The sequence below is a fragment of the Viridibacillus sp. FSL H8-0110 genome (assembly GCF_038003565.1).
Lineage (GTDB): Bacteria > Bacillota > Bacilli > Bacillales_A > Planococcaceae > Viridibacillus > Viridibacillus arenosi.
Map to the genome: position 1 here is coordinate 335,624 of NZ_JBBOPJ010000001.1, position 26,308 is coordinate 361,931.

At 35.4% G+C, this 26,308-nt stretch carries 27 protein-coding genes; 17 read left to right on the top strand and 10 right to left on the bottom strand.

What is annotated here, in order from left to right:
* The first annotated feature begins 151 nt into the window (after positions 1 to 151).
* The 4 genes from MHH98_RS01735 to MHH98_RS01750 all read left to right on the top strand — a co-directional run bounded on the left by MHH98_RS01735 (position 152) and on the right by MHH98_RS01750 (position 3,158).
* Complete coding sequence (locus MHH98_RS01735) at positions 152 to 1,084, top strand: DUF1002 domain-containing protein (protein ID WP_038186031.1); 933 nt, start codon at positions 152 to 154, stop codon at positions 1,082 to 1,084.
* Positions 1,085 to 1,271: 187 nt separating this feature from the next.
* A complete protein-coding gene (locus MHH98_RS01740) occupies positions 1,272 to 2,246 on the top strand; it encodes a ring-cleaving dioxygenase (protein WP_340712192.1) in 975 nt (324 codons plus the stop codon).
* A gap of 36 nt (positions 2,247 to 2,282) precedes the next feature.
* Positions 2,283 to 2,564 (top strand): GNAT family N-acetyltransferase, encoded by a 282-nt coding sequence (locus tag MHH98_RS01745; RefSeq protein ID WP_038186025.1) that lies wholly within the window; start codon positions 2,283 to 2,285, stop codon positions 2,562 to 2,564.
* A gap of 135 nt (positions 2,565 to 2,699) precedes the next feature.
* Positions 2,700 to 3,158, top strand: coding sequence for a DUF4064 domain-containing protein (locus MHH98_RS01750; RefSeq protein WP_051448739.1), 459 nt, complete (start codon positions 2,700 to 2,702; stop codon positions 3,156 to 3,158).
* Between the two features lie 41 nt (positions 3,159 to 3,199).
* On the opposite strand, the gene MHH98_RS01755 is transcribed toward MHH98_RS01750, so the two are convergent.
* Complete coding sequence (locus MHH98_RS01755; protein WP_038186022.1) at positions 3,200 to 3,805, bottom strand: TetR/AcrR family transcriptional regulator; 606 nt, start codon at positions 3,803 to 3,805, stop codon at positions 3,200 to 3,202.
* Positions 3,780 to 4,526, bottom strand: a complete 747-nt coding sequence (locus tag MHH98_RS01760; RefSeq protein WP_340712193.1) for an SDR family NAD(P)-dependent oxidoreductase — start codon at positions 4,524 to 4,526, stop codon at positions 3,780 to 3,782. Before MHH98_RS01760 ends, MHH98_RS01755 begins: the two co-directional genes overlap by 26 nt.
* Positions 4,527 to 4,885: 359 nt before the next feature.
* Here MHH98_RS01760 and MHH98_RS01765 point away from each other — a divergent pair, with 359 nt between their 5' ends.
* Together MHH98_RS01765 and MHH98_RS01770 are read left to right on the top strand one after the other, a co-directional pair.
* Complete coding sequence (locus tag MHH98_RS01765; RefSeq protein WP_038186006.1) at positions 4,886 to 5,335, top strand: GNAT family N-acetyltransferase; 450 nt, start codon at positions 4,886 to 4,888, stop codon at positions 5,333 to 5,335.
* A gap of 99 nt (positions 5,336 to 5,434) precedes the next feature.
* Entirely contained in the window at positions 5,435 to 5,758 is a 324-nt protein-coding gene (locus MHH98_RS01770; RefSeq protein WP_340712194.1) for a hypothetical protein, read from the top strand.
* Between the two features lie 134 nt (positions 5,759 to 5,892).
* Here the strand turns inward: MHH98_RS01770 and MHH98_RS01775 are convergent, their stop codons facing one another.
* Both MHH98_RS01775 and MHH98_RS01780 read right to left on the bottom strand, forming a co-directional pair.
* Positions 5,893 to 7,413 (bottom strand): acetyl-CoA hydrolase/transferase family protein, encoded by a 1,521-nt coding sequence (locus MHH98_RS01775; RefSeq protein ID WP_038186003.1) that lies wholly within the window; start codon positions 7,411 to 7,413, stop codon positions 5,893 to 5,895.
* A 227-nt stretch (positions 7,414 to 7,640) separates the two neighbouring features.
* Positions 7,641 to 8,291: a LytTR family DNA-binding domain-containing protein gene (locus MHH98_RS01780; protein WP_038186000.1), complete on the bottom strand. Its 651-nt coding sequence runs from the start codon at positions 8,289 to 8,291 to the stop codon at positions 7,641 to 7,643.
* A gap of 424 nt (positions 8,292 to 8,715) precedes the next feature.
* Between MHH98_RS01780 and MHH98_RS01785 the strand changes: the two genes are divergently transcribed.
* From MHH98_RS01785 to MHH98_RS01800, 4 genes are all read left to right on the top strand, one after another.
* Positions 8,716 to 9,501 (top strand): AraC family transcriptional regulator, encoded by a 786-nt coding sequence (locus tag MHH98_RS01785; RefSeq protein WP_038185997.1) that lies wholly within the window; start codon positions 8,716 to 8,718, stop codon positions 9,499 to 9,501.
* A 92-nt stretch (positions 9,502 to 9,593) separates the two neighbouring features.
* Positions 9,594 to 10,358, top strand: coding sequence for a membrane protein insertase YidC (gene yidC, locus MHH98_RS01790; protein WP_038185994.1), 765 nt, complete (start codon positions 9,594 to 9,596; stop codon positions 10,356 to 10,358).
* Positions 10,359 to 10,410: 52 nt separating this feature from the next.
* The gene (locus MHH98_RS01795) at positions 10,411 to 10,656 is read left to right on the top strand and encodes a hypothetical protein (protein WP_038185990.1); all 246 of its coding nucleotides are present in this window, start codon (positions 10,411 to 10,413) and stop codon (positions 10,654 to 10,656) included.
* Between the two features lie 169 nt (positions 10,657 to 10,825).
* Positions 10,826 to 11,599 carry a M15 family metallopeptidase gene (locus tag MHH98_RS01800; RefSeq protein ID WP_038185988.1) on the top strand — a complete coding sequence of 258 codons (774 nt, stop codon included), beginning with the start codon at positions 10,826 to 10,828 and terminating at the stop codon, positions 11,597 to 11,599.
* A 54-nt stretch (positions 11,600 to 11,653) separates the two neighbouring features.
* Here the strand turns inward: MHH98_RS01800 and cls are convergent, their stop codons facing one another.
* The gene (cls, locus tag MHH98_RS01805; RefSeq protein WP_038185985.1) at positions 11,654 to 13,108 is read right to left on the bottom strand and encodes a cardiolipin synthase; all 1,455 of its coding nucleotides are present in this window, start codon (positions 13,106 to 13,108) and stop codon (positions 11,654 to 11,656) included.
* A gap of 176 nt (positions 13,109 to 13,284) precedes the next feature.
* Between cls and MHH98_RS01810 the strand changes: the two genes are divergently transcribed.
* From MHH98_RS01810 to MHH98_RS01820, 3 genes are all read left to right on the top strand, one after another.
* A complete protein-coding gene (locus MHH98_RS01810; RefSeq protein ID WP_038185982.1) occupies positions 13,285 to 14,676 on the top strand; it encodes an L-cystine transporter in 1,392 nt (463 codons plus the stop codon).
* A 139-nt stretch (positions 14,677 to 14,815) separates the two neighbouring features.
* Complete coding sequence (locus tag MHH98_RS01815) at positions 14,816 to 15,814, top strand: DUF4097 family beta strand repeat-containing protein (protein WP_076065587.1); 999 nt, start codon at positions 14,816 to 14,818, stop codon at positions 15,812 to 15,814.
* A 154-nt stretch (positions 15,815 to 15,968) separates the two neighbouring features.
* Positions 15,969 to 17,540 carry a GNAT family N-acetyltransferase gene (locus MHH98_RS01820; protein WP_038185976.1) on the top strand — a complete coding sequence of 524 codons (1,572 nt, stop codon included), beginning with the start codon at positions 15,969 to 15,971 and terminating at the stop codon, positions 17,538 to 17,540.
* Between the two features lie 47 nt (positions 17,541 to 17,587).
* Here MHH98_RS01820 and MHH98_RS01825 read toward each other — a convergent pair whose 3' ends face one another.
* Entirely contained in the window at positions 17,588 to 18,829 is a 1,242-nt protein-coding gene (locus MHH98_RS01825; RefSeq protein ID WP_038185973.1) for a helix-turn-helix domain-containing protein, read from the bottom strand.
* 133 nt (positions 18,830 to 18,962) lie between these two features.
* On the opposite strand from MHH98_RS01825, the gene MHH98_RS01830 reads away from it, so the two are divergent.
* A complete protein-coding gene (locus tag MHH98_RS01830) occupies positions 18,963 to 20,267 on the top strand; it encodes an MFS transporter (RefSeq protein WP_340712195.1) in 1,305 nt (434 codons plus the stop codon).
* 20 nt (positions 20,268 to 20,287) lie between these two features.
* On the opposite strand, the gene MHH98_RS01835 is transcribed toward MHH98_RS01830, so the two are convergent.
* The 3 genes from MHH98_RS01835 to MHH98_RS01845 all read right to left on the bottom strand — a co-directional run bounded on the left by MHH98_RS01835 (position 20,288) and on the right by MHH98_RS01845 (position 22,343).
* Complete coding sequence (locus tag MHH98_RS01835) at positions 20,288 to 21,451, bottom strand: MFS transporter (RefSeq protein WP_038185967.1); 1,164 nt, start codon at positions 21,449 to 21,451, stop codon at positions 20,288 to 20,290.
* A 343-nt stretch (positions 21,452 to 21,794) separates the two neighbouring features.
* Positions 21,795 to 22,022 (bottom strand): copper ion binding protein, encoded by a 228-nt coding sequence (locus MHH98_RS01840; RefSeq protein WP_340712196.1) that lies wholly within the window; start codon positions 22,020 to 22,022, stop codon positions 21,795 to 21,797.
* A gap of 12 nt (positions 22,023 to 22,034) precedes the next feature.
* Positions 22,035 to 22,343 (bottom strand): metal-sensing transcriptional repressor, encoded by a 309-nt coding sequence (locus MHH98_RS01845; RefSeq protein ID WP_038185961.1) that lies wholly within the window; start codon positions 22,341 to 22,343, stop codon positions 22,035 to 22,037.
* Positions 22,344 to 22,674: 331 nt separating this feature from the next.
* On the opposite strand from MHH98_RS01845, the gene MHH98_RS01850 reads away from it, so the two are divergent.
* Complete coding sequence (locus MHH98_RS01850; RefSeq protein WP_164491933.1) at positions 22,675 to 22,812, top strand: Lmo0850 family protein; 138 nt, start codon at positions 22,675 to 22,677, stop codon at positions 22,810 to 22,812.
* Positions 22,813 to 22,898: 86 nt separating this feature from the next.
* On the opposite strand, the gene MHH98_RS01855 is transcribed toward MHH98_RS01850, so the two are convergent.
* Entirely contained in the window at positions 22,899 to 24,095 is a 1,197-nt protein-coding gene (locus MHH98_RS01855) for an FtsW/RodA/SpoVE family cell cycle protein (RefSeq protein WP_038185946.1), read from the bottom strand.
* A 147-nt stretch (positions 24,096 to 24,242) separates the two neighbouring features.
* Between MHH98_RS01855 and MHH98_RS01860 the strand changes: the two genes are divergently transcribed.
* Both MHH98_RS01860 and MHH98_RS01865 read left to right on the top strand, forming a co-directional pair.
* Complete coding sequence (locus tag MHH98_RS01860; RefSeq protein ID WP_327192128.1) at positions 24,243 to 25,001, top strand: hypothetical protein; 759 nt, start codon at positions 24,243 to 24,245, stop codon at positions 24,999 to 25,001.
* A gap of 213 nt (positions 25,002 to 25,214) precedes the next feature.
* A complete protein-coding gene (locus MHH98_RS01865) occupies positions 25,215 to 26,285 on the top strand; it encodes a D-alanine--D-alanine ligase (protein WP_076034780.1) in 1,071 nt (356 codons plus the stop codon).
* Positions 26,286 to 26,308 lie beyond the last annotated feature (23 nt).

Genomic DNA, 26,308 nt, shown 5'->3' on the forward strand with positions numbered 1-26,308 from the left:
ATGTAATGATGTAGTTACATGCTCAGATTACCTAGAAAGAATCTGTTCGAAAAGAAGGCTCATTACTAATAATTGTTCTTGCACGCATCATTAGAAAAAATCGACTCTAATAACGTATATGAATGACATGTAAATGAAGGAGGAAATAAAGATGAAAAAGAAATTTTTAGCCGTCTTAACGGCCATGTTTTTAACAACCTCAGTTGTAGCACCATCTAATAGCTTTGCAAGCACAACTGATACTTCATCAACAAAAGGTATTAACGAAAAATTAGGAGTGCCAATCGTTGTTTACGGTGGTAACTTATCAGATACAGAAAAGGAAAGTGTAAAGAAAAGTCTAGATGTAGCAAGTGAAGCGGAAGTAGAAGAGATTACAGTAAGAGGTGCGGATTTAGTGAAGTACATCTCAGATGGTGATGCACGTTCTCGCATGTATTCATCAGCGAAGATTACGCGTAAAGATGCTGGATCAGGATTAGTCATTAATATTGTAACACCACAAAATATTACGCAAGTAACATCAGATATGTATTCAAATGCTATGTTAACAGCTGGTATTGAGGACGCTGTAGTAGAAGTAGCCGCTCCTAAAGCAGTTACAGGACACTCTGCACTTGTAGGTATTTATAAAGCATATGAAGTGACAACTGGCGAAAAGTTAGACACTGAACGTACAGATGTGGCGAATGAAGAGCTTTCTGTCGCAACGGACTTAGCAGAAAAATCAGGTGTTGATGATGAAAAAGTAAGCCAACTATTAACTGAAATTAAAAAGCAAATTGCAGAACAAAAACCAGCAACAAAAGAAGACGTTGAAAAAATAGTAAACGAACAACTTAGTAAATTAGAAATTAATTTAAGCGATCAAGATCGCCAACTACTAATTGATCTGATGAATAAAATCAGTAACTTAGATATCGATTTTAGTAAATGGGGAAGTCAACTAGAAGACTTAAGTAGTACATTAAAAGATAAACTAGGTAGCATTTCAGAAGACATTAATAGTGATACAGGCTTCTGGGCAAGTGTAAAAAACTTTTTCCAAAAAATAATGGACGGCATTAGTGGTATTTTTAACTAAGTGCTGATAATGCCATTTTAAAAGACTACTCCGTACCAAAGGTATGGAGTAGTCTTTTTGTGTGGTGGAAAATTAACTGAGCATTGTAATTGCAATAGAAATATTAGAGTGATAATATGTGTTTAATAAATATCTCGAATTCGAGATATATTTAAAGGGATTTTTTATATAATAGGAGGCATTTGATATGTCATTACATTTAGCAGGAATTCACCATGTTTCAGCAATTACAGCTAGCGCAGAAAAAAACCATCATTTTTTTACAAAAATTTTAGGGATGCGTCTTGTGAAAAAGACCGTTAACCAAGACGATACATCTTCATATCATTTATTTTACGCAGATGCAGTCGGTACACCTGGATCAGATATGACGTATTTCGATATTCCAGTAGCAGGTCGTACTTATCCTGGTGTTTCAAGTATTAACAACACAGCTTTTCGATTAAAATCTAAAGAAGCATTACAATATTGGTTGAATCGCTTTAAAGAATTAGATGTAGAGCATGATGAGGTACTGGAGCGCTTCGGTCGCCAAACGCTAACATTTCGTGATTTTGAAGGCTCACGATTAATGCTTGTAGTAGATAATGGGAAAGGTGTACCTTATGGAAAAGCATGGACAGAAACGGATATACCAGCAGAGTATGCGATAGTTGGGTTAGGACCTGTAACATTAACTGTCCATATGGCAACGCCAACTGAAACCGTATTATCGAAAGTTTTGGGGTTTGAAAAAGTGGGAACATATGCATCAGCAATACCTAATATGCCAGATATTATTGTCTATACGACAGGTGAGGGTGGTGCAGGTGCTGAAGTGCATATTGAAGAACGACCAGACCTACCACGTGAACGTCCAGGTAGAGGAAGCGTACATCATGTCGCTTTCCGAGTAAATACTTTTGAAGAATATGATTTATGGGAAGATAAATTGAGAGAGCATGGTTTCCATACTTCAGGCAAAGTAGACCGCTTTTATTTCCGGTCAATTTATTTCCGTGAACCAAACGGTATATTATTTGAATTAGCAACAGATGAGCCGGGCTTTACATCAGATGAACCTCTTGAAACTTTAGGAGAACAATTAGCATTGCCACCATTCTTAGAGCCTCAACGTGAAAAAATTGAAGCGAAATTGCGACCGCTAACACTGTCAGAATAAATTGTGCTACACTAAATTAAAAAAGGGGTGTGTAATATGGAATTTCAATTAAATAATCGTGGCAACGAAGAATTCGCTTTTGAGTACAAAGAAAATGATGAACTATTAGCGGAAATTTGTTGGACGAAATTAGGGGATATTATGGTTGTTGACCATACATTTGTGTCTGAAAAATTACGTGGACAAGGTGTTGCTAAAAAACTATTAGATCGTGCAGCTGATTATGCTAGAGAAAAAGATTTCAAGATTGAAGCTGTTTGCACGTATGTAGTAGCCGCTTTTGAAAAATCAAACGCATATGATGACATTAAAGTATAATTACTTTCATACAATTAAATATTAGGTTTAACGAAACAGCTCACTGAATATTTAGTGGGCTGTTTTTAATAAAAGTGAAACCAATTTAAAGGAAAACCGTATAGTAAGTAGAAATGATAATTAAGAGGTGATTAGATGAAGAGAACTGGAGAATTGGCTTTAGGTATTATTGGTTCTGTTTTAAATGTAATTGTAATTATTGCTCTTGCTATAATGATGTTCGGTATCTCAACATTTGCGAATGATTCAACATTCACAGATGAAGTATTGTCAGATGTGCAGAATGATCCGAATTTAACTTCAGGAGAGATTGAAGCGGTAACTACTTTCATCGAGAATATGCCAACTTACATAAATGCATTTGGATGGCTTGGCGTTGCTCTATTAGTAGTATCGCTTGTGTTGGGCATTTTAGGTGTTGTGTATATTAGAAAAAGTGATAAACAAAATGTAGCAGGCACTTTCTTTATATTAGCAGGTGTATGTGCAGGAATTGTATCGCTAACAGCAATTCTATTTTATATTGCAGCAATTATGAGCTTTGTAAGAAAACCAAAAGTTGAAGAAATTGATACTTTTTATGTAAATGAATAGGACAAAAGAGCCCTCAGTAAAAAACTGAGAGCTCTTTTTATTTATTGTTGAAACAGTTTCCCTTCTACTATGCTCAAAAGTATATGGTGAATATCTTCAGGTATTTCTTGTAGGTTAAGATTGGGTTCGTAAATACTTTTATGCGTTAGCATTGCAAGAAATGAACCAATCAAGCCTACTTGAAAGAGAATAAGGTCGAGCTTTGGTAACTTTCCTTCATCCATACGTTTTAACAACTCTTTATCGGCATTTGTTAGTTGATGAATGTGCCGAATATAGTTTTCGGATAGTTCAGGATGTCTTGGAGACTCTGAGAAAATAATTGAATACTGAGGACGATTATGGAAAACTGTCGCTATTATTTGATCAGTCCAAGCACTTATTAAATCTATATTAGAAAGGATAGCATAATAACTTTCCTCTTTGTCATATGAACGTGCAGGTTCTACTGTTGCAAGTAATAGTGCCATCTTACCTTTAAAATGTTTATACAATGCAGCTTCTGAAACACCGACTGTTTTAGCAATTTGGGACGTAGAAGTAGCATCAAAGCCTTGTTTATAAAAAAGGTTTCTCGCTTCTACTATAATTTTCTGCTTTGTTAAAGCACCTTTTGTTTGTTTATTTGAATGATGCGTATCCGTCATCAAGCATTACCACACTTCCGTTAATAACATCTGCTTCTTCCAATGATAGCAGATAAACGGCATTGGCAATAGCTTCAGGTTTGATTAAATCACCGCGCATTTGATTACCTTTTAATTTATCAGTTAGACCAGCATCCTTGTAACCTTGTACGATTGGAGTATCAACAGTTCCTGGAGCAACACCTACAACACGAATACCATATGGTGCTAATTCAAGTGCACCTGTTTGACACATCATACGTACGGCACCTTTGGATGCTTGGTAAGCAAATGTATATTGATTTGATAGATATCCAAATACCGAAGCTGTGTTGATAATTACACCTTTAATATTAAGGTCACGCATTTTACGACCAGCTGCTAGCATGCCGTAGAATACACCATGCTGATTAACACCAATAACGCGTTCATAATCTTCTACTGTATAATCTAAGAATGGAATAATTTTACCAATTCCTGCATTGTTAAATACCACATCTAAAGAGCCATACAGCTCTACAGTTTTTTCTACCATTGCCTCTACTTGGTCGAATTTAGAAACGTCAACTTTTACAAAAGTAGCTTCGCCATTTTCAGCTTTAATCATATCAACAGTTTCTTGTCCACCTTTTTCGTTGAAATCGGCTACAACTACTTTGTTCCCTTTACTTGCAAATTTAATTGCTGTTGAGCGACCAATTCCACTACCTGCCCCTGTAATGACTACTACGCGTTCTGCCATGATAAAATCTCTCCCTTAAGAAAAAGTTAGTAAGTGTTCACTTACTTATTTAAATATACAGTGTTCGAATTTTTTTCGCAAATGAAATGTACGACTTATCTATTAATGGCCATTAATCAAGAAGAGAGTACTATAAATACGTTTATTATTGTAGGCATAAGGTGGAAAATAATATTAATTATCTCTGGGTGTAATATTCTTAGAGAACTCTAAATTATTTTTGGAAATGGTGGGAAAAAGCTATGTGAACTATTCTTGAACCTATTTCAAAATTGTCCGATTTTTTTATTTACTTAGCAGTATTCGGGTCGAAAAGGTATAGAAAATGTGAAATAATGAATACTAAGGAGTGATATATAATGGCATGGAAAGAACAGACATTTGAAGAGTTAACAACAACGGATCTATACCGCATACTACAATTGCGCATAAACGTATTTGTAGTTGAACAAAAGGCATATTATGCAGATCTGGATGACCATGATCAAAATTGTGTACATGTAACATATGAAAAAGATGGAAAACTAATTGCTTATGCACGAGTTGTACCACCAGGCGAAAAATTCGAAATGGCTTCATTAGGACGAGTGATCGTTTTACCAGAAGCCAGAGGTACAGGGCTAGCACAAGAACTCATAAAAAGAGTAATGGCAATTCTAGAACGTAATTGGCCTGAAGCTGACCTATTTATAGAAGCTCAAGCCTATTTACAAAAGTTCTATGGTGCGTTTGGATTTGAGGCTGTTTCAGAGGAATACATTATGGAATGTTTGCCTCATATTGATATGGTTTGTAAACGAAAAAAATAGTGTTTTTTTAAAGTGAATTGAAATGTCATGTTTAGTTATTTGGATAATAGGTAAATAACATAGTATGATGAAACAAAATATTGGAAGGAATGATGTTCAATGGCAAAAGGTAAATCTCTAGTTATAGCTGGTATAGCAGCAGGTGCATATGCATATTTCCGAAAAAAAGAAAACCGTGATAAAGCGGTAGTTGCATTTAATAATACGAAGGTAAAAGTTAATTCATTTATTGAAGCACAGAAACACAATTATTCTGAGCTAACTGAAGCAGGACACCCAAACCCTTATGACGAGGGTGATTCTAGAATGGTAGATGAAGGTGCGCTAACAAGCGTTCAATATTACAATGCAGAGGTGCAGGATGATGGACAAGATGATTCTTTCGGTGATCCAGAACAACCTGCAGATGATAAAAAAAAATAATTTAAAAGCCAACCGTAATTGATTTACGGTTGGCTTTATTTTTTAGGATCAATGTATACAAAAAAAGAGGAGCCCAAATCTTCGAAATCTTAAAGATTTGAACAACCTCTTATAGTAAGCCATTTAGAACTGAATTATTTTACTTCTTCAAGTTCTGGAGTTAACATTTGACCGTATTTAGCAAGGTTTGTATGGAATTCAAAAGCCTTTTCTAATACATGAGGAGTTTGTCCTCCACGTGCATTTGCTTCTTCTACATATGCATTTAATGCAGATTTGAATTTAGGGTGAGCACAGTTTTCAATAATTAGTGCTGCACGTTCACGAGGAGCAAGTCCGCGTAAATCAGCATAACCTTGTTCAGTTACAATTACATCTACGTCATGTTCTGTATGGTCAACGTGAGATACGAATGGTACTACTGAAGAAATTTTGCCGCCTTTAGCGTATGATTTAGTAACGAAGATAGATACACGGGAATTACGTGTAAAGTCTCCTGATCCACCGATACCATTCATCATTTTAGTTCCGCTTACGTGAGTTGAGTTTACGTTTCCGTAGATATCAAGCTCAAGAGCAGTGTTAATCGCGATTAACCCCATACGACGGATTAGTTCTGGATGGTTAGAAATCTCTTGTGGACGTAATAATACTTTTTCTTTGTATTTTTCTAAATTGTGATAAACAGATTCCATTTTCTCTTGAGAAAGTGTTGTAGAGCAACCACTAGCAAATTTTACTTTACCAGCATCGATTAAGTCGAATACAGCATCTTGTAAAACTTCAGAGTAAACCTCTAAATCTTTGAATTCAGAATCTAACATACCGTGGAGTACAGCGTTTGCAACTGAACCAACACCAGATTGCATTGGAGCAAGTTCTTCAGTTAGACGGCCTTCTTTGATTTCATTACGTAAGAAACCAAGTAAGTGTGAAGCAATTTGGTCTGTTTCAGCATCTGGTGGTACGATTGCAGATTCAGAGTCTTCTTGATTTGTAATTACAATACCAGCAACTTTATCTAAATCCAAAGGAATACCGATTGTACCAATACGGTCAGAAGCATTTAACAATGGAATTGGACCACGTTCACCTTGGTTATCTGGAATATAGATATCGTGCATACCTTCAAGAGCTGGATAAGAAGCAAGGTTTAACTCGATAATTACTTTATCTGCAGTTTTAACGAAAATTGGTGAGTTACCAACAGAAGTAGTTGGGATTAACATACCATCTTCAGTAATTGCTACTGCTTCAATGATAGCTACGTCTACGCCTTTCATAGCGCCTTGACGTAAGTACTCAGCAGTAATAGATAAATGTTGATCGATATAGTACATGTCACCATTGTTAATGTGACCACGCATAGCGCTATCAGATTGGAAAGGTACGCGTTTACCAATAATACCAGCATCAGACATGATAGTATCGATATCAGATCCTAGAGATGCACCTGTATATACATCAACTTTGAACTTTTCGTTTTTAGAACGCTCTACTAAAGCCATTGGTACTGCTTTTGCATCCCCTGAACGTGTGAAGCCACTTAAACCTAGTGCCATACCATCTTGAATGAAAGATGCAGCCTCCTCAGCTGTAATTACTTTTTTCGCAAGTTCTGCATGACGAAGTCTTTCTTCGATTTTTACTGTCATTACTATCATCCTCTCTGCTTAATGAATGCTTTTTAATCATTATCACATGAAATTTCTATTTCTATAAAATAGCCAGGAATGAAGATTATACCTATTTTTTATATTATCATCGAATTGTCACATTTGCTCGAAAAAAGCATGAAAAGGCTTAAAAATAGCGTGAACGAGAAAAAAAACGCAAAAACGAGAAAAAGCCGTCTTAAAAGACAGCTTTTTCTTATATTTACTTAGAATCCCAGTGAACGTCGGAAATAGCTTGCGTAACGTTGACTAACAGGAATTCTTGTCCCATCTTTCATAATTAATAAGAAGGTTGAATGAGAATCTGGTTGGATTTCTTCAATAAAATCGATATTAACAATGTATGAACGATGGCAACGGATGAAAGAGTCCGGCGATAAGAAAAGCTCTAGATCACTTAAATTCAAACGGTGGTAGCCTTCTTTGTGCATTGTTTTCACAAAAGTCTTGCGTAGTTGAGTTTCTAAATAGATAACCTCTTTATGTTTGACAGGGTACCAACAATCATCGATTTTAATCGTAATGTAGTTTGTAAGGAAAGGAGATGGCTTTTGTGGAAAAATAGCTGTAATAGCCCCTTTGGTTTCCCCTTCTTCCATTAACGGAATACTCATTCCATAGTAAGGAACGCCGAACACTTCAGGTTCGATAAATGAATTAATTTTTTGTCCGTAACGAAGAGCTTGGTGTGTTGCTGAACCTTCAGGGATTAAATCACCCGGTTTGATTTTTAAATCAACTTTTTTGCTTGGCTGATAATATAAGTATTCTTCAGTATCTGAAATAACGATAGAAGTGTTATCAGGGAAAAACTCCTTAATAATCTGTATCAATTCCTCGATAGATCGTGGATCCATAAATCCTTACCTCGTTTCTTTCCATTCTTAAGTACTTTCCTAACATTTTACTATAGTTTAAAGTGGAATTTAAGTAAATAGAATCGTTTTAATATTGAAAAATAATTTAATGAATTAAGGGTGAAACAAAAGGTACATGCTTTGCATGGTTGATACTATAGTTTTGTCATAAGAGTTTGTAAAGAATTGTAGTTTACTTTCCAACATGAACAAAAAAGATGCCCTTTAATTATTATTTATGGATAAATTATGTATAATATATATAAATCACCTGTAAAATTAGTGAGAATAACGACCTATAATATCTTTTTTTACAAATTTTGCTTAGAAAGGCATAAAACTATTTTCATATTACCATTTTCGTTATATAGTTATTTAAAGTCTATTATAAAACATGCGCATATTGTAGAAAGATGGGGAGTATATGCTACAACACCAATATTCTATTTCAGAAGCTATTTCAAAGAGGTATTTCCAAGAGATTGAAACGATGAACCGTTATGAGGGTATTGAAAGATTTTTTGAAATTGAATCCCAATTGTTGAGAGAGATTTATCAATTAGAGGCTGAAGCTTCTAAGGAATCTTTGCGTCGTCTAATCGATATACTATCAGAGCGGTCTGGGAAGCATTTTTTCAGAGCAATCAGGCATTATTTTGTTGTACTTTCATCAGTTGTTACCAGAAGGCTTATTGAAAACCAGGCACCATCTAAAAAGGCATTTGCCTTTAACGCCGCTTGCGTTGAGATGATTGATCAACGTATGAATGATGCAGAATTTTTGCAGTTTGCGGATGATTTAATAGAGTTCTATATTTATGTGATTTCTGAAAGAAAACAACCTTCTTACAAGCATCAAACCGTCAATAAAGTCATTATGTTTATCGATGATGAGGTGGAGACAGACTTATCAGTAGAAGATATTGCTTTGTACTTTACAATTAGTACAAGCCATCTGTCGCGTATCTTTAAGGAGCATGTGGGAATTACATTGGTAGAGTATTTGAACGTAAGACGTGTAGAGGAATCGCAGTATTATTTAAGGCATACAAATAAAAGTATTTCAGATATTTCAGAGCAATTTCACTTCTGTAACCAGAGCTACTATACACGTATTTTCAAGAAGTATGTGGGGCTGACTCCTAAGCACTTTAGAGATCAACCAAATCATGAATACTTTCGTTTCCAACTGCCAGACCGAAATATTTGAAAATAATGATAGTTTACTTCTTCTTTGATTTGAAAAGTACTATATATTTAAGGTATACTTCACTATAGTTTGAGAAATTGTAGGTGAGAAAATTGAAGAAGAAACTTGGGTTACTCTCAATGCTTGGTTTAGTGCCATTTGTGCTAGCTGGTTGTGATTCAGTGAAAAACCAAGAAGGCTTTTTTTATAGTTTGTTCGTAAAACCAATGGAATTTGTTTTAGATTTCTTTGGAAATACGTTATTTACAGATAGTTACGGATTGGCAATCATCTTAATTACGGTTCTTATTCGACTTATCTTAATGCCGTTTATGCTTAAAAACTATAAGCATCAACAAGGTATGAAGACGAAAATGGATAAGTTAAAACCTGAAATGGATGATATCCAAAAGAAATTAAAAGCAGCAAAAACAAAAGAAGAACAAATGGCATTGCAACAAGAAATGATGGGTCTATATCGTAAACATGGAGTCAATCCATTGAATATGGGTTGTTTACCAGTAGTGATACAAATGCCAATTATCATGGGTCTTTATTATGCAATCCTTTATTCAACTGAGGTTCAAGCCCATAAATTCTTATGGTTTAGCTTAGGTTCACCGGATATTATTATGACATTAGTTGCTGGTGTGATTTATTTCGTTCAAGCACAAGTATCATTATGGACTGTTCCTGAACAGCAAAAGTCGCAAATGAAATTGATGATGTATATTTCACCAATTATGATTATGTTCATCTCATTCTCTAGTATGGCAGCATTACCACTTTATTGGTCTGTCAGCGGTGCGATTTTAATATTCCAAACATATCTTGGTCGTAAGTTCTATTCGCAACATCCGGAAAAAACAGCAGAATAGTAATACAGTGATCGGGGCAGATAGTGTCCCGATTTTTTTGGAGGAAAACACTTTGAAAGCAAAACATATTACGGGTGTGCTTGTTGTCATTACAAGTTTACTGGCGCTATATTTCATCATTAAACAGAATTTTAATGTGGCTATACTGTTCATGACATTAATGTTCACGGTGACAAATGCATTTAGAGCAAAAGATTTTAAGGAAAAAGGTTTTGAAAAAGAGGCTAAATGGATGAGAGGAATGTCTATTTTCTTCGGTGTAGCTACGTTAGCGATTTTAGTAGTTAACTTCATGTAACCTTACTATGAAACGGTATCTTGCGATTGCTAGATATCGTTTTTATTGTTAAATGAAACATTAAAGCTTACATAGCGTCTATATAAAAGAGAATTGGTAATTGGTGATTCATTAGAATTACTAATAAATGATAGGAAATATACAAAAGAAGGATAGGTATCGATTTGTAATGAGTAAAAATAACCATATCGAATTTCCATTTAAGATGATGGCTTCATTTGCGGTTTTTGCGCTAATAATGTCAGGTTGTGGGAATAAAGATGCTGAAAATAAGGATGAACAATCATCAAAAACAACTGAAACATTCCAAGAGGATGTGGATTCTAAAGAGAGTTTAGAAACGCAAAATCCAAAAAAAAATGAGCAAGAAGTAGTACGTGATGCTGGTGGATATATTGTTGGACAAGAACTTCCTAAAGAAGCAACGTATATAAGCGATCTGTTAATCGCAAGTAAAAGGTATCCTTTACCTGCTGATTTTGCTCCAGGTGAAGATCCTGAAGCACGTGCAGCTTTTGAAGAATTAAATGCTGCAGGAATTCTTGAAGGATATACTTTTAATGCTTTTAGTACTTATCGTTCTTATGATCGTCAAGTTGAGTTGTATGCGAATTATGTAAATAGGGATGGCAAAGAAGCAGCAGATACATATAGTGCTCGTCCGGGTTATTCTGAACATCAAACAGGGTTAGCTTTTGATATCGGTGAGGTAGGAAGTGAACAGTTTTTTGCAGATGAAGGTTTTGGGAAAACTGAAGCAGGGAAATGGCTTGCAAAAAATGCCCATAAATATGGTTTCATCATGCGCTATCCCAAAGGAAAAGAAAATGTCACAGGTTATATGCATGAATCATGGCATTTCCGTTACGTAGGTAAAGATATTGCTAAAGATATCTATAATAATAAAAGTACATTAGAAGAATACTTAGAAATCGAAAAATAAAATACTATATATTAGGAAAGCCTTCTGAACATAAATTCAGAAGGCTTTTATTGTTTATAAAATTGGTGATAGCAACCGAGATATTGATTCTTTCATTTTAATCATTCGAGAGCGATTAGCGTATTTTTCGGGTGTTAATTCGGTACTTAACTGCATATCTTGCTCAAACAGTTCTGCTAATTGATGGGAAGTTTCTCGATCATAGATAAATGCATTCACTTCAAAATTCAATTTAAAGCTACGGAAGTCAATATTAGCCGTACCTACTGTAGAGGCTTCATCATCGATGACGATCATTTTTGAATGCAAGAAGCCATTTTCATAAATATAGATTTTAGCCCCAGCTTTAATGAGTTGACCAATATATGAATAGGTTGCCCAGTAAACAAACATATGATCAGGTTTGTTAGGAATCATAATACGCACATCAATTCCTGATAAACAAGCAATTCTCACTGCATCCATAAAACTATCATCAGGAATGAAATATGGTGTTTGAATATAAACGTACTTCTTAGCCATACCAATTAGTTTTACATAGCCGATTTTAATTTGTTCCCATTCTGAATCAGGTCCACTAGATACTATTTGCAAACCAACTTCACCTTTACGGGAAAACGTAGGGAAGTATCGATCAGAATATTCAATATCCTGATTATCAGATGCTTGATTCCAGTCTAAAATGAAGCGAGTTTGAAGTGGATGTACAGAACTTCCCTCTATACGTAAATGTGTGTCACGCCAGTAGCCGAATTTTTTGTTTAATCCAAGATATTCGTCACCGACATTAAATCCACCGATGTATCCTGTTCGACCATCAACTATAACAAGCTTGCGATGATTTCGGTAATTCAAACGGGGGTTAATGAGAGGTAAAATTGATGGGAAAAATACTTCCACCTCACCACCGGCCTCTATCAAATCCTTGAAATGCCGCTTGTGTACTCCTCTAGAACCCATTTCATCATATAATACTCTTACTTGTATCCCTTGCTTTGCTTTTTTTATTAACTCATTGTAGATATGTCTTCCCAAGTTATCCATTTTGAAAATATAGTATTGAATATGGATATGGTCTTTTGCGGTTTCAATATCTTTTAGCAAAGCTTTAAATTTTTCAGCACCATCAGAATAAATCCTCACAGAGTTATCTTGTGTTAGCACAGCATGATTTGTACTTAGGTGCATATAAATAAGGTCTTTATAATGAGCTGCATCATCTAAACGATATTCAAAGGTATCATCTTCAATTGCCTCCATTTGATAATCGATTAGTTTTTCAATCCCAATTTTCTTGCGACCTTCCCAACGGAAAAGGTGCTTTTTACGTAATTTTCGACCTAATAATAAATAAAGTATGAAACCGCCTACCGGGAAGAAGAAAAGGACTAATATCCAAGCCCACGTTGAGGAAGGCTCACGTCGTTCTAAAAATATAATGGGGATTGCTAATAAGATGTTCAACGATAAGATGAGGGATACCATAAATGAAAAGAATGTTACAACCATACGCTACACCTTCTTCCATTATTTCTTTTCTTTAGTATATCTTATAAATCTACAAGAAAGAAGAATATAAAGTCCATCTATAAGTTTCTTTAAAACCTACTTGACCAATAGGTATTAATGGTTTATGGTATTCTATATATTTATCATTATGTTGTTCTTTATTAGGAGGATTTACTATGGATACTTTATTGACATTACTCAATGTTGTAGTACTTGTATTACTCATTGGTTTATTAGTTATTATGCACCGCAAACATATATCATTTTCAAAGCGGGTATTTGCTGGACTAGGTTTAGGGATTGCATACGGTTTAATCTTACATTTTGCGTATGGCGTTGACGCACAAGTATTAGTGGATTCCGTTGGATGGTTTAGTATTATTGGCTCGGGATATGTAAAATTACTTCAAATGGTAGCAATGCCATTAGTGTTTATCTCAATACTTTCAGCGTTTACGAAAGTGATTATCGGCAAAAACTTTGGTAAAATGGCTGCACTTATTTTATTCATCTTAGTTGGTACAACGGCAATTGCTGCGGCAGTTGGCATTACTTCAGCAGTAGGTTTTCAATTGGATGCATCGCAAATTGTACAAGGTGATGCGGAAATGCAACGTGGTGAAGATATTGCTGCAAAATCAGCTGATATAAGTGAAAAAACATTACCACAACAAATTATCGATTTACTGCCTGCTAATCCATTTTTAGATCTAACAGGTGCACGTTCTTCTTCAACAATTGCAGTTGTTATTTTCGCAGCGTTTCTAGGGTTTGCTTATTTAGCAGTTAAGCGTCAAGACGAAAAGACAGCTGATACAATAAAAGTTGGGATTGATGCAATTTATGCTCTAGTAATGGGTGTTGTGAAAATCGTTTTACGTTTAACTCCATTCGGTATTTTGGCAATTATGGCAGCAACTGTTGCAACATCAGATTTTAGTGCAATCTACAATATGGGTAAATTCGTTATCGCTTCATATGTAGCGTTATTCGTTATGTTCATTGTTCATTTATTGATTGTAACTGCGTCAGGTTTAAATCCAATCACTTATGTAAAAAAAGTGGCGCCGACATTGTTATTTGCCTTCACTTCAAGATCAAGTGCAGGTGCATTACCACTTAATATTCAAACGCAGACAAATCGTTTAGGTGTTTCAGAGGGGATTGCAAACTTCTCAGGTTCGTTTGGTTTGTCAATTGGTCAAAATGGGTGTGCAGGTATTTATCCAGCTATGCTTGCTGTTATGATCGCACCAAGTGTTGGAATTAACCCACTAGAGCCATCATTCATTTTAACATTGATTGCTGTAGTGGCAGTTAGCTCATTTGGTGTGGCAGGTGTTGGCGGTGGTGCAACGTTCGCTGCAATCCTTGTCCTATCAGCGATGAATTTACCAGTAGCCCTTGCAGGTGTTTTAATTTCTGTTGAGCCTTTAATTGATATGGGACGTACAGCGTTAAATGTAAATGGTTCAATGACTGCAGGTGTTGCAACTGCACGTGTGACAGGTGAATTAGATAAAGATGTTTATAACACTGAAACATCACAAGAACTAACTGAAATTTAATGTACTTAATGAAAGCTTGCTCTAGTATTACTTAGAGTAGGCTTTTTTTACATCTAGCGTCCTTTTTTAAATACGTCTCTGGTCGGATATGGTATATCTTTCTTTTTGATATAGTAAAATAAAGGAAAGAGGTGCTGTAATGAAGAAAGTATTGATAAGTATATTCTTAATAGCAATAATTATAGTTTGTGGCTTTTATTACTTTACTGGATTGAAAATGAAAAATGCGATTATCGAGGAAGAGATTGACGTAACAGATATAGAGGCGATTGAGTTATTAAGCTCGTCGATTGACATTGAAGTCGTTGAAAGTAAAGGGGACAAAGCGGTTTTCACTATATCAGGGAAAGCAAATCCTAATTTGGCAAAGAAAGCTTCTTTAGATGTAAAGAAAACTGATCGCACTATTGTAGCTGAAGCGAAATTTAAAAGATCATTCTCATTTTTTAGTTTTAATAGAGGGTCAGTCCACTTAAAAGTAGCATTGCCTAAAGCTACGTATGAAAAAATATCAGTGAATACTTCTTCAGGTGATGTAGCGTTTATAGATATTGCTACAAAAGGGTTAGCTATTCATACCGCTTCAGGTGATATTGCTGGGAATAATATTGCTGTAGATGGTGACATAGAATTAACTACTTCTAGTGGGGATATAAGTGTTCGAGATATGCAAGCGAAGAAAGTTTTAATGGATGCAACTTCAGGAGATATTACAGGTCAAAGCATTATCGTAGATGGTGAAGCGAAATTAACGACATCTAGTGGAGATATAGGCACACAGGATGTAAAAGCAAAGAGCATAGTAATGAATAGTACATCGGGAGAGATAGCAGCGGATTATTTATCTGGGGATATTACAGCTAAAACTAGCTCTGGTGATATTGCAATTTTAGTGAATGCATTGAATGAAAATATAACGCTTAGTACTGCAAGTGGAGATACAGCAGTAATATTGAAAAACAAGGCAGATAATTTAAGTGTAGATTTCATGAGTGATTCAGGAGATGCGACAGTTATATATTCTGGTATGACTTTTAAAGAGAAAAAAGAACATCGAATTATGGGCGAAATCGGTAACGGAAACCCGATCGTGAAATCCCGAACAAATTCAGGTGACTTCGAATTAATTGCACAATAATACAAAATGGGGAATTACCTCCTTTTTTTCGTAGCCATTTAGCTATAAAATGAAAGTAGTAGAAAATATTCCTGTTTTGTAATTGATAGTATTAATATGGAAACTTCTATTTAAACATTTCGTTATTATAGTAAAACGTTAAAGGGGCTTTTCTATGTATTGGTGTAAAATTGCGCAAACAGAACATGAATTTGATGAAATCGCCAAACTTAACTACGAAACATTTGTAGAAGAAATCCCTCAGCATGAGCCAAACCCTAGCGGTCGACGAGTGGATGCTTTTCATCATGAAAATATGTACTTAATTGTATTGAAGGATGAAGAGCTCGTTGGTATGGTTGCTTTTCGAGATATTCGACCTTTCTCTTTAGATAAAAAGATTGGTCCAGTGGAAAAGTTATTACCTGCAGATGCTTTATTAGGGAAGCTTTGTGAGGTACGATTGTTAGCTGTTAAGAAGGAGCATCGTAATGGACGTGTCTTTTTTATGCTGACACGAGCTCTAATCGACTATGCTTATGAAAATGGCTATGGCGCTGCAGTTATCTCTGGTACTGTACGCGAAGAAAAATTGTATATGCAAATGGGTTTTGAGGCATTTTCAGAGCCAGTTGGGACAGATGATGCAAAATTTATCCCGATGGTATTAACGACAGAGCGCTATGAGAAATCGTTAGCAGGTCGTTTTAAACAACGACGTTACTCCTTTTATCCAGGGCCAGTCCAACTGACAGAGGACATTCAAGCACCCTTACTAAAAACGCCTGTATCACATCGTTCCTATTCTTTTTCTAGAACAATCGGACAGGTGCGAAGTAAACTGGAAGTACTTAGCGGAGCGCGTTATGCACACTTGCTGTTAGGAAGTGGCACATTGGCGAATGAGGCAATGATTGCGCAGCTTACTAAACTCTCTGGAAGAGGATTGATTGTTACAAACGGTGCCTTTGGTGAGCGCTTGCAAAAGCAAGCAGAGCGTTGGCATTTAGAACATGATTGGCTACGTTATGATTGGGGCCAATCTTTTAACGAAGCAGAATTAGATAGTATTTTAAAACAGTCTGATTTTGAGTGGCTGTTAATGGCTCATGGTGAAACATCTACTGGAATGTTAAATAATCTAGAGATGGTACAAAGTTTATGCGAGATATATAATGTGAAACTTTGTACGGATTGTGTAAGTTCTTTTGGAACATATCGCTTTTCAATGGAGAAGGTATTTATAGCAACAGCGGTTAGTGGTAAAGCAGTCGGCACAATGAGTGGTATAGCCGTAGTATTTTCAAATCATGTTATTGCAAAAAATGAGCAACTTCCATCGTATATTGATTTAGGCAATTATTCTAATCATAATATTCCATTTACTTATCCAGCGCAGTTGATGGAGAGTTTTAACAACGCGCTATTAGCCTATACTGAAGGAAATCGCTACGATTTATTGCAAACACGATATAAAAAATTACAACAGGCAGCTACAGATGGCGACTTTACTTTCTTAACAACTGAAGGCTATCCAATGATCGTCACATTGAAAGCAGACGAATCTTTAACGAGTATGGCAGATGCTGCAGCGATGAATGGTTTCCATTTACACTATGAAAGTACGTATTTAAAAGAGCGTGGATGGGTGCAAATTTCAATCATCCAACCTGACTTTGATGAAGCATGGGAACGCTTTAAGAAATGGTATAGTAAGTATAAGGAATACAGAAAAATTAAATGTTGAATAGGCTTGTATAGCTGATGAAAAAGGAAACTAAAAAGCAGATGGCGCTAACGCCCATCTGCTTTCTTTTTTAGCTTTTCATATGTGTTATTTATAAATTGCTTATAAGGTGTATCGATAAAATGTTCGACTATATCAACACCGATTTTAGCTTCCTCTAAAGCTTTTGCTAATTGACCTTGTTGCTCATAGCATAAAGCTTTATAAGCATGTAATTCATTTTGCATAGATAAATCATATGGGTGGTGAATTTTAGGAAACCCATCGATTTGTTCAAATGCTTCAAGTGCTTCAGAATAACGCTTCATCCCGAATAATGATTTACCTTTTTCAATATAGTAAAAGGCCATTGTTTTATTTCCTTCGCCTGCGTCAAAGTTGTAGAATTGCTCAGCAAATTCATTTCCTTTTTCATAATCTTTTAAAAAACTGTTATAGAAATGGGCTTTCGCGAAGAGGATAAAACCTTTTGTTGTGACATCGTCTGTAAAGTCAGCATATTGAGAGAGCTTTTTCAAATAATATTGTAAGTCTTGTTCGTTACCATACATCATTTCTTTGAACGCGGCTAATCGATAAAGGTCATCGATGCGATAGAAAATACGTGCTTCCTTCGATAGTTTGATGGCTTCGTTCATGACTCCAAAACCTTCTTCATCCATCCCGATAGCCAAGTATTCAACAGCTATCATATAAAGTAAATCAAGATTTGGTAGTTCATCTATTACATAGTGATTCAATTCCATGTCTTTTTTTGCCGCTAGTAAAATATTTAACGATTCTTCGTAATTATGATTAATGAACACAGCAGATGATTTTAAAATAAAGGCACGTAGCCAATCGTTCATTAAGTTCATCTTTTTGAAGGTGTGGATAGCACGATCTAATGGTTCTTCCCAATGTTGCTTCTCTACATCGTATTTGGCTTCAGCATATAACACTAAGAGTTGTCCTGCTTCGTAACTAATCGGGAGTCTGTCTATATAAGGCTCGATTAGTTGTAATCTTTCAAGTTGAGGATCAATTGCTTCTAACAGCTTAGGGACCTTGATACTTTTCACTTTCTCAAGTAACTCGCGTAATTCTGATGTGCTTACTTCCTCTAATAATTCACTTACTTCAATCTCAAGCTGTTCTGCAATATATGCCAAGCTATCCATAGAAGGATTGGCTTTATCATTTTCAATTAGACTAAGCATACCTTTTGTTAAACGGTCGCCTGCTAGCTCGGCTAATGTTAGCTTTCGCTCTTTGCGAATTTTACGTATTCGCGTTCCGAGAGTTTCCATACAGACACCTCACTATTTTGAATTAGTTTAATTATATTAAACTTTAGCTTGCAATGGAAGTCAAGTACATGGTATTATTTGTTTAATTAAATTAAACATTTCAATTAAATTAAACTGAAGGTGGAGATGGCAATTGGATGAAGCGTTAAAGTTAAAGAAAGCGACTTATCATTTATGGACTTTTACGATTAGTAAAATGATTTCTTCATTGGGTTCAAATGTATTGGGGTTTGGTATTAGTTTATATATTTTAGCGATGACGGGATCAGCGACTTCTTTTGCTGTGAATATGATTTGTTCCATTGTCCCTAGAACTTTGTTAGCACCAATTGCAGGTATGATGGCAGATAAATATTCGAAGAAACCTATCATATTAATTGCACAAGCTTGTACCGTATTAACTATGGGTGGACTCCTTACGTATTCATCTATATTTGGGATGTCAGTAACTGCGATCTATATTACAACAGCAATTTATTCAATCACTTCAACATTTATAGGTATTACATTTTCTTCTTCTATTGCAAATTTAGTTGATGGAGAACGTTTGCAAAAAGCTACATCATTTAATCAAGCTTCATTATCGGTAGCGGCAATTGGTGGTCCTGCTCTTGGTGGTATGATGTATGGTTTTGTTTCGATAGAAGTATTCTTAATAATTCATATGGCAGCATACGCTACAGCTTTTTTACTCGAAGCAACAATGGATTTTAAATTGTATTCAAAAAAAGAAGGTAAAAGTGATGGAGATAAAGAGAACTTTTTACAAAGCTTTAAAGAAGGGTTTAGATATTTAAAAACAAAGCGTGTCGTCTCAATTATTATATGGGTCGCGTTATGGATTAACTTTTTCTTCTCGGCTTTGAACGTAGGTGGAACTTATGTGTTAGTTGAATTATTACATGTGAATTCACGGCATATCGGAATTATTGAGGCATCAGGTGCAGTTGGGATGCTTATAGCTTCTATTTATTTTGCGACAAGAAAGCAAGTAAAATATCCTTTATTATTTTCAAAACGATTTATATTATTAATGGCAATATCTTTAGGTTTAATGACTATTCCACTTTGGATAGAGTTTTCGTATATTTTGATAGTTATTTTTTATATAGCTATTTTTATAAGCTTTTCAGTATTTGGAGTATTTACAAATACACCAATTGGCGTCATGATGCAAACTGAAGTAGAGGAAGAATATCGCGGTAGAGTATTCGGTATTCTGGAGACAATGGCGATGGCTATGATGCCACTTGGAACGATGCTATTTGGGGTGTTATTTGATAAATTCCCTGCACAGTGGATCTTGCTTGGATCAAGTAGTACTCTTATTGTTATTACGCTTTATATGTTGAGAGCATCTGTATTGAAAGAAGCGTATCCGGAATTGGCAAAAGTTGCAAACTCAATAAAATTTACAGAAAAAATCCAGCAACCATAATGGTTACTGGATTTTTGCTTTTATTCTGAAATACGTAATGTCTTTTTAGCTGATTTGAACAGCAAGATGACTAGAATACTTACTACTGCCAGTGAAGCGGAAATAAAGTATGTTGAGTTCGCTTGCATTGTGAAAACCCAAGTGAAGAATAGAGGGCCGATAATACGCCCCATATTATCCATTGAATATGTTATGCCAGCTGCTGTTCCGTATTTACCGCCAGATTCTTTTGATGTTAACGAAACTGTTAATGTTCTTGCTAAAGCGTTACCTGCTGTAAAGACGCATAGTGCAAAACCTGCGAAAGCAAGGCTTGTTGTAAAAGGAAATAGTAATAAACCGCATGCTGTAATAATTTGAGCGATCATTAACCATTTAGCTTCAGATCCGTCTTTAATACGACGAACAAGACCGCCTTGGACTAAGAAATCCACAAAGCCGCTAAATAAGAATAGTGACCCAAGTTGAGCAGAAGTGATGTTGATTTTATCCATTTGGAATAATTGGAGAGTAGACTCAACACCAGCAAGTAAAAATGTTACAACGAATGAAAATAGGAATAAGTATCGCACTCGATATTTGAAAAGAGTAGAAGCCCCTTTTGGAACAATTGCTCGTTTATTAGCTTCACCAAGTCGTTCAGGCTCTACTAACACAATACTTGCATAAATGAATAATAGGAAGATTAAAATGGCTGAGGCTGTAAATGGTAAGCTCAGGCTATAATGACCAAGTAATCCACCTATAGCTGGACCGAAGATGAAGCCTAAACCGATTGACATCCCCATGAAGCCCATGTACTTATTGCGATTTTCCTCTGTAGACATGTCACCTATAAAACCTGTGACAGCTGTATAAAGTGCTCCAGAGAATAGTCCACCGACAACGCGGGAAACATAGAGCATTGTAAGTGAATCGATAAAGAGCGAAATTAATAAGAAACTTGTGCAGAAGCCAAGAAGCCCCACTAAAATTAATTTTTTACGACCCATTTTATCTGATAACATACCCCAAAGAGGCGCTGTGAAGAAGCTTGCTAAAGAATAGACTGTTAATAATCCACCTACATGCATTTTGTTAAAGCCTTGTTGTACAACAACTTCAGGCAAAATAGGAATGATTAAACCAAATCCTAAATAAACGAAAAACTGTACGGACATTAATAATAGGATGGATTTTTTCATATAATCCCTGCTTTCTATAAACATAAGTATGTTCATTTTAACGCTGTATAAATTTAGAAACAACTATCAGAGATAAAATAAATGAGCGTTTGATTGTGTCGAAACGAAAGCTCATTACACCAAATTTATAGTTTTCCTGGTTGCAAGCATGAAGAATAATGAGACAACCATCGTGACACGATGACCTTTTGCGGTTGAGCAATTTCCTTTTTATCATAATGTGATAAGACTGAGTATTTTGTGATGATTTGTGGGTATATGAATAAAAAAGATTCTCCATGAACATAAAAAAACAACTGCTAGTAGCAGTTGTTTTGTGCGTGTTTTAAAATCATTAAGATATTTATGAAGGATCTACTAAGCCCTTTACGGCATATCCTGCTTCTTCAATAGCTCTTGAAATGTCTGTTTTATCCAATTTTGTATTATCATAAGCCACATCTACTGTGCTTTCTTGAAGATTTACTGATACAGCATCTACACCAGCAAGCTCACTAACGCCAGTTTCGATAGCTTTTACACAATGACCACAAGACATACCTTCTACGTTTAATTGAATTGTTTCTGCCATATCAAACACTCCTTATTTTCTCATTAATTTTTGTATAGTGGTGATAAGCTCATCTAATACTTCATCATCACCTTCAGCTAGTCTGTCCTTTACACAGCCTTTTAAGTGTCCGTTTAAGAGCACTTTTGCAACACTATTTAAAGCTGATTGTGTTGCGGATAGTTGTGTGATGATATCGTCACAGTAAACATCCTTTTCGACCATGCCCTTAATACCGCGAATTTGACCTTCGGCGCGATTTAGTCGAGTGATTAAATCTTTTTTTACTTGCTCTGGATGGTGACTTTTACGACAAGAGTTATCGTGACATTCGTTCGTCATTTTGTTCCTCCTACGTTTGATGAAATTATTTTATCATACTATAGGGGGGTATTCAAAATTAATGATTTGAATACCTTGTTTAAATATTGCTGTTCAAGGGAACTAAAGAGTAGTAAGTAGCATAAATATTTTGAAAATACCATTGTCAATGAGGCTTATCGTGTAGTATGATTTACTTCCGCTTAATATATGTAACAATATTGAAACGTATCAGATGGCGAAAAAATGTTATAATAATAAGCATGAAATACTTAATTAGTGGGTATGATGTAGTTGAAACCTTTTATGGGACACTGCGTCTTAAATACAAAGAAAAGAAGAGGTGGAAAGTATGGGAAGAGAAGTAGATTTGACTAAAATTGTTTCTAACTTATCAAAGCTTGGCGTTAAAGCAACGACTACAAAATCACGCTTGGAATTACTTAAAGCAATAGCACCACCAAAACAATCACCACAAACACAAAACTAACATGCTCCGCTTCGACTATACGATGTCGAAGTTTTTTTATTTGCAAAAAAGCCCAGAGAAAAAAATTTCTCTGGGCTTTACTATTATTATAAAAACTCTTCATCCTCATCATGATTTCCGAACATATAAGTACGGTGATGGAATTTCATACTGAATACTAGACCTAATGCCAGTGCATTTCCCATCATTGAGCTACCACCGTAACTGATGAATGGTAATGGAATACCTGTAATAGGTAGTAACTGAATTGTCATACCGATGTTTTCTAATACGTGGAATGTTATCATCGCTATAATCCCAGCACAAACATATGTACAGAATGGGTCTTTCATTTGCAAAGTTAACTTTGTTAAATGGAAGATAAGGAAAAAGAATAAACAAATAACGACGCTCGCTCCTATAAAGCCGTACTCTTCACCGATTACACTAAAGACAAAGTCTGTGTGGTTTTCAGGAACATATACTTCACGACCTTGGAAACCCTTTCCGAAAATCTCACCTGAGCCAATGGCGTTTAAGGATGAAATTAAGTGATAGCCATCACTAGAAGCATAGGAATAAGGGTCTAGCCAAGAATAGATTCGAGCAAATTGATAAGGGCTGAAACCCAATGTGTGTTGTAGGAAGTCTTGCATATAAAGGGCCATCCATAATAAACCCGCCCCTAAAGCTGCTGCACTACCTGCTATAGGTAAAATTATTTTCCAAGAAATCCCTGCTACAATTACAGTTGCAGCAGTAATAGCAAAGAATACGAGTGCAGAACCTAAATCAGGCTGTTTCATAATAAATGCTAATGGAATTAATAATACGCCAAAAATTTTACCCAATAACATGAAATCTGTTTTTAAAGATCTCATAGAGTATTTTTCATGATGCTTACTAACCATTCGGGCGAGTGCGAGTATGAAAAATGTTTTCATAAATTCGGAAGGCTGAATATCACCTACAGGTAAATGGAACCAACTTTTTGCACCATTTCTGGGTTCGGCAATTTGACCTTCTCCACCAGGGGCAATCAATAATAGAGCTAAAAGGAAAATTCCGGCTCCATATAAATACCAGGACATTTTCTTGTACTGGTCGGGTTCAAAATACATCATCGCACTAATAATACATCCACCGATAAAATACCAAAATAATTGTTTAGTTACAAAGTTTGCTGCATATTGACCAGAAGTTTGAGCTGAAGAGATAGCTATTATACTGATAATACAAAATAGGAGCATTATAAAAGCGAGCGTCCAGTCAAAACGATCGGAAAATTTTTTATTTGTATTCATTTACGTCACCTAAATTATTTAGTTTCATTTCTCATTTCATTATAGCGTAAATCATTGTATCACGCTTCATTATAAAGATGTGACGAAATCGAATCACAAATGTTTCAAATTATGATAATTCATCTTATAATGAGAGTTGGAAATGAGGTGATCGACTTGGCAAAAAAAATGCGAGCTGCTGATGATTTTTTGCACCACTTATATGTACATATGAATGAGATTAATCAATTTGTCATTTTTAGTGGTTTAACGTTTCAAGAATTCGTTTCTTCAGTCGGTCCGCTTCAAAATATTTTACTCTTGAAAAATGAATACGAAGACGGTTCATTCAATATGCATACACAGTTAGAATTCGTAGAGGAAAGAAGTATCCGCAAATTTATAAAGAAAGCCTCAGATTCAAAAAAAGAGCTTTGCTGGATTGATTTCTCTGACGAAAAACGATTAAATCTTTTAACGCCACAAGAACAGGCGGAGTTATTATATATTGGTCATAAAAAAGAGCCTGTCCGGACGCCGTTTTATCACCAGTTACAAAATAAATACGTATACTTGGCCAATGAAGATGAGAAGATGTCTAAAATTTATTTTCGAGATTTACAAGATGTCGAAGAATTAGTAGCTAATTTGTTTAATGCCATTATTCAAGAAAAAGAAAAACCTGCGACATTTTGGAGAAGAAAAGTAAAAGACAGTATTCCAGCCTTTACGAAAGAAATGCTTACAAGCTTTCGTGAGGAAGTGAAGGATGGCGTATTGTTTTCAATGTACAGAATTGAAAAGCCGGACCTTGCATATGTCTTAGAGCTACGCAATATTTCTGATTTAACTTTCCCGGATGAGATTTGGGATGAGTTAAATACAATATTAAAGAAAAAGGCAGAGCAAATTATGGAAGTTCATTGAGTGCCAACTGCTTTTAAAGGTTCTCCACGGATATTTCTGTGGAGAATTTTTTCATATAAGCATGCATAAATTTTCTAGAGTGCTATTATAAGTTAAGATATTTTTAGTAAGAAAAGATTGAAAGTCCTGCGACTCTTCACGATGAAATCATTTCATGAATCATTTTGATTCGTGATAAACTAAAAGTACAACAAACTGGAGGACGTTTATAAAATGAAAAAAAAATTAGGCTTATTATATGGTGGTAAATCAGCTGAGCATGATGTTTCTTTATCCACAGCAAGAGCAGTCACTCAAGCGTTAAACTTTGATAAATTTGATGTATTCCCTATTTTCATTACACGCGATGGTGAATGGAGAAAAGGAGACCAGCTAACTGCGCCAGCTGAGTCAATTGAACAATTACAAATAGGCAAAGGTACGCAGGATAGCATTCCGAATGATGTATCAAGCTTTTTGTTAAATAAAGATGAAAAAGAATTTGATGTTATTTTCCCATTACTTCATGGTACGAACGGGGAAGACGGTACAGTGCAAGGTTTATTAGAAGTATTGAACTTACCGTATGTCGGCAATGGAGTTTTAGCTTCTTCTGCAGGAATGGATAAAGTAGTGATGAAGCAATTATTTGAGCATGCTGGGTTAAAACAAGTTCCCTATGTCTACTTCATCCGTAAAGAGTGGAACAAAAGTCAAGATGCACTAATTGCTAAAATGGAAGAAGAGCTAACTTGGCCGATGTTCGTTAAACCTGCAAACTTAGGTTCAAGTGTTGGAATTAGTAAAGCATCTAACCGTGAAGAGTTGATTAAAGCAATCGATCTTGCGTCAAAATATGATCGCAAAATTATTGTTGAAACTGGAATCGTTGCACGTGAAGTAGAAATGGGTGTACTCGGAAACGATTCACCAAAAGTATCCGTACCTGGTGAAATCAAACCAGTAACAGACTTCTATGATTACGATTCAAAATATAATGATAATAATACAGGTCTAATTATACCTGCTCCAGTAACAACAGATGTTGTTGAACGTATGAAAGATATGGCTATTCGTGCATTTAAAGTATTAGATTGTTCGGGTCTTGTTCGTGCAGATTTCTTTGTAACAGCTGATGATGATATTGTTATTAATGAAGTAAATACTATGCCAGGTTTTACGCCTGTCAGTATGTATCCGATTTTATGGCAACATACAGGTGTTACCTACTCAGATTTAATCGAACAATTGATTGACCTGGCAATTGAAAGACATGATGAAAAGCAACAGCTTCAATATCAATAAGACATAAGACGCGAGTGTGATGA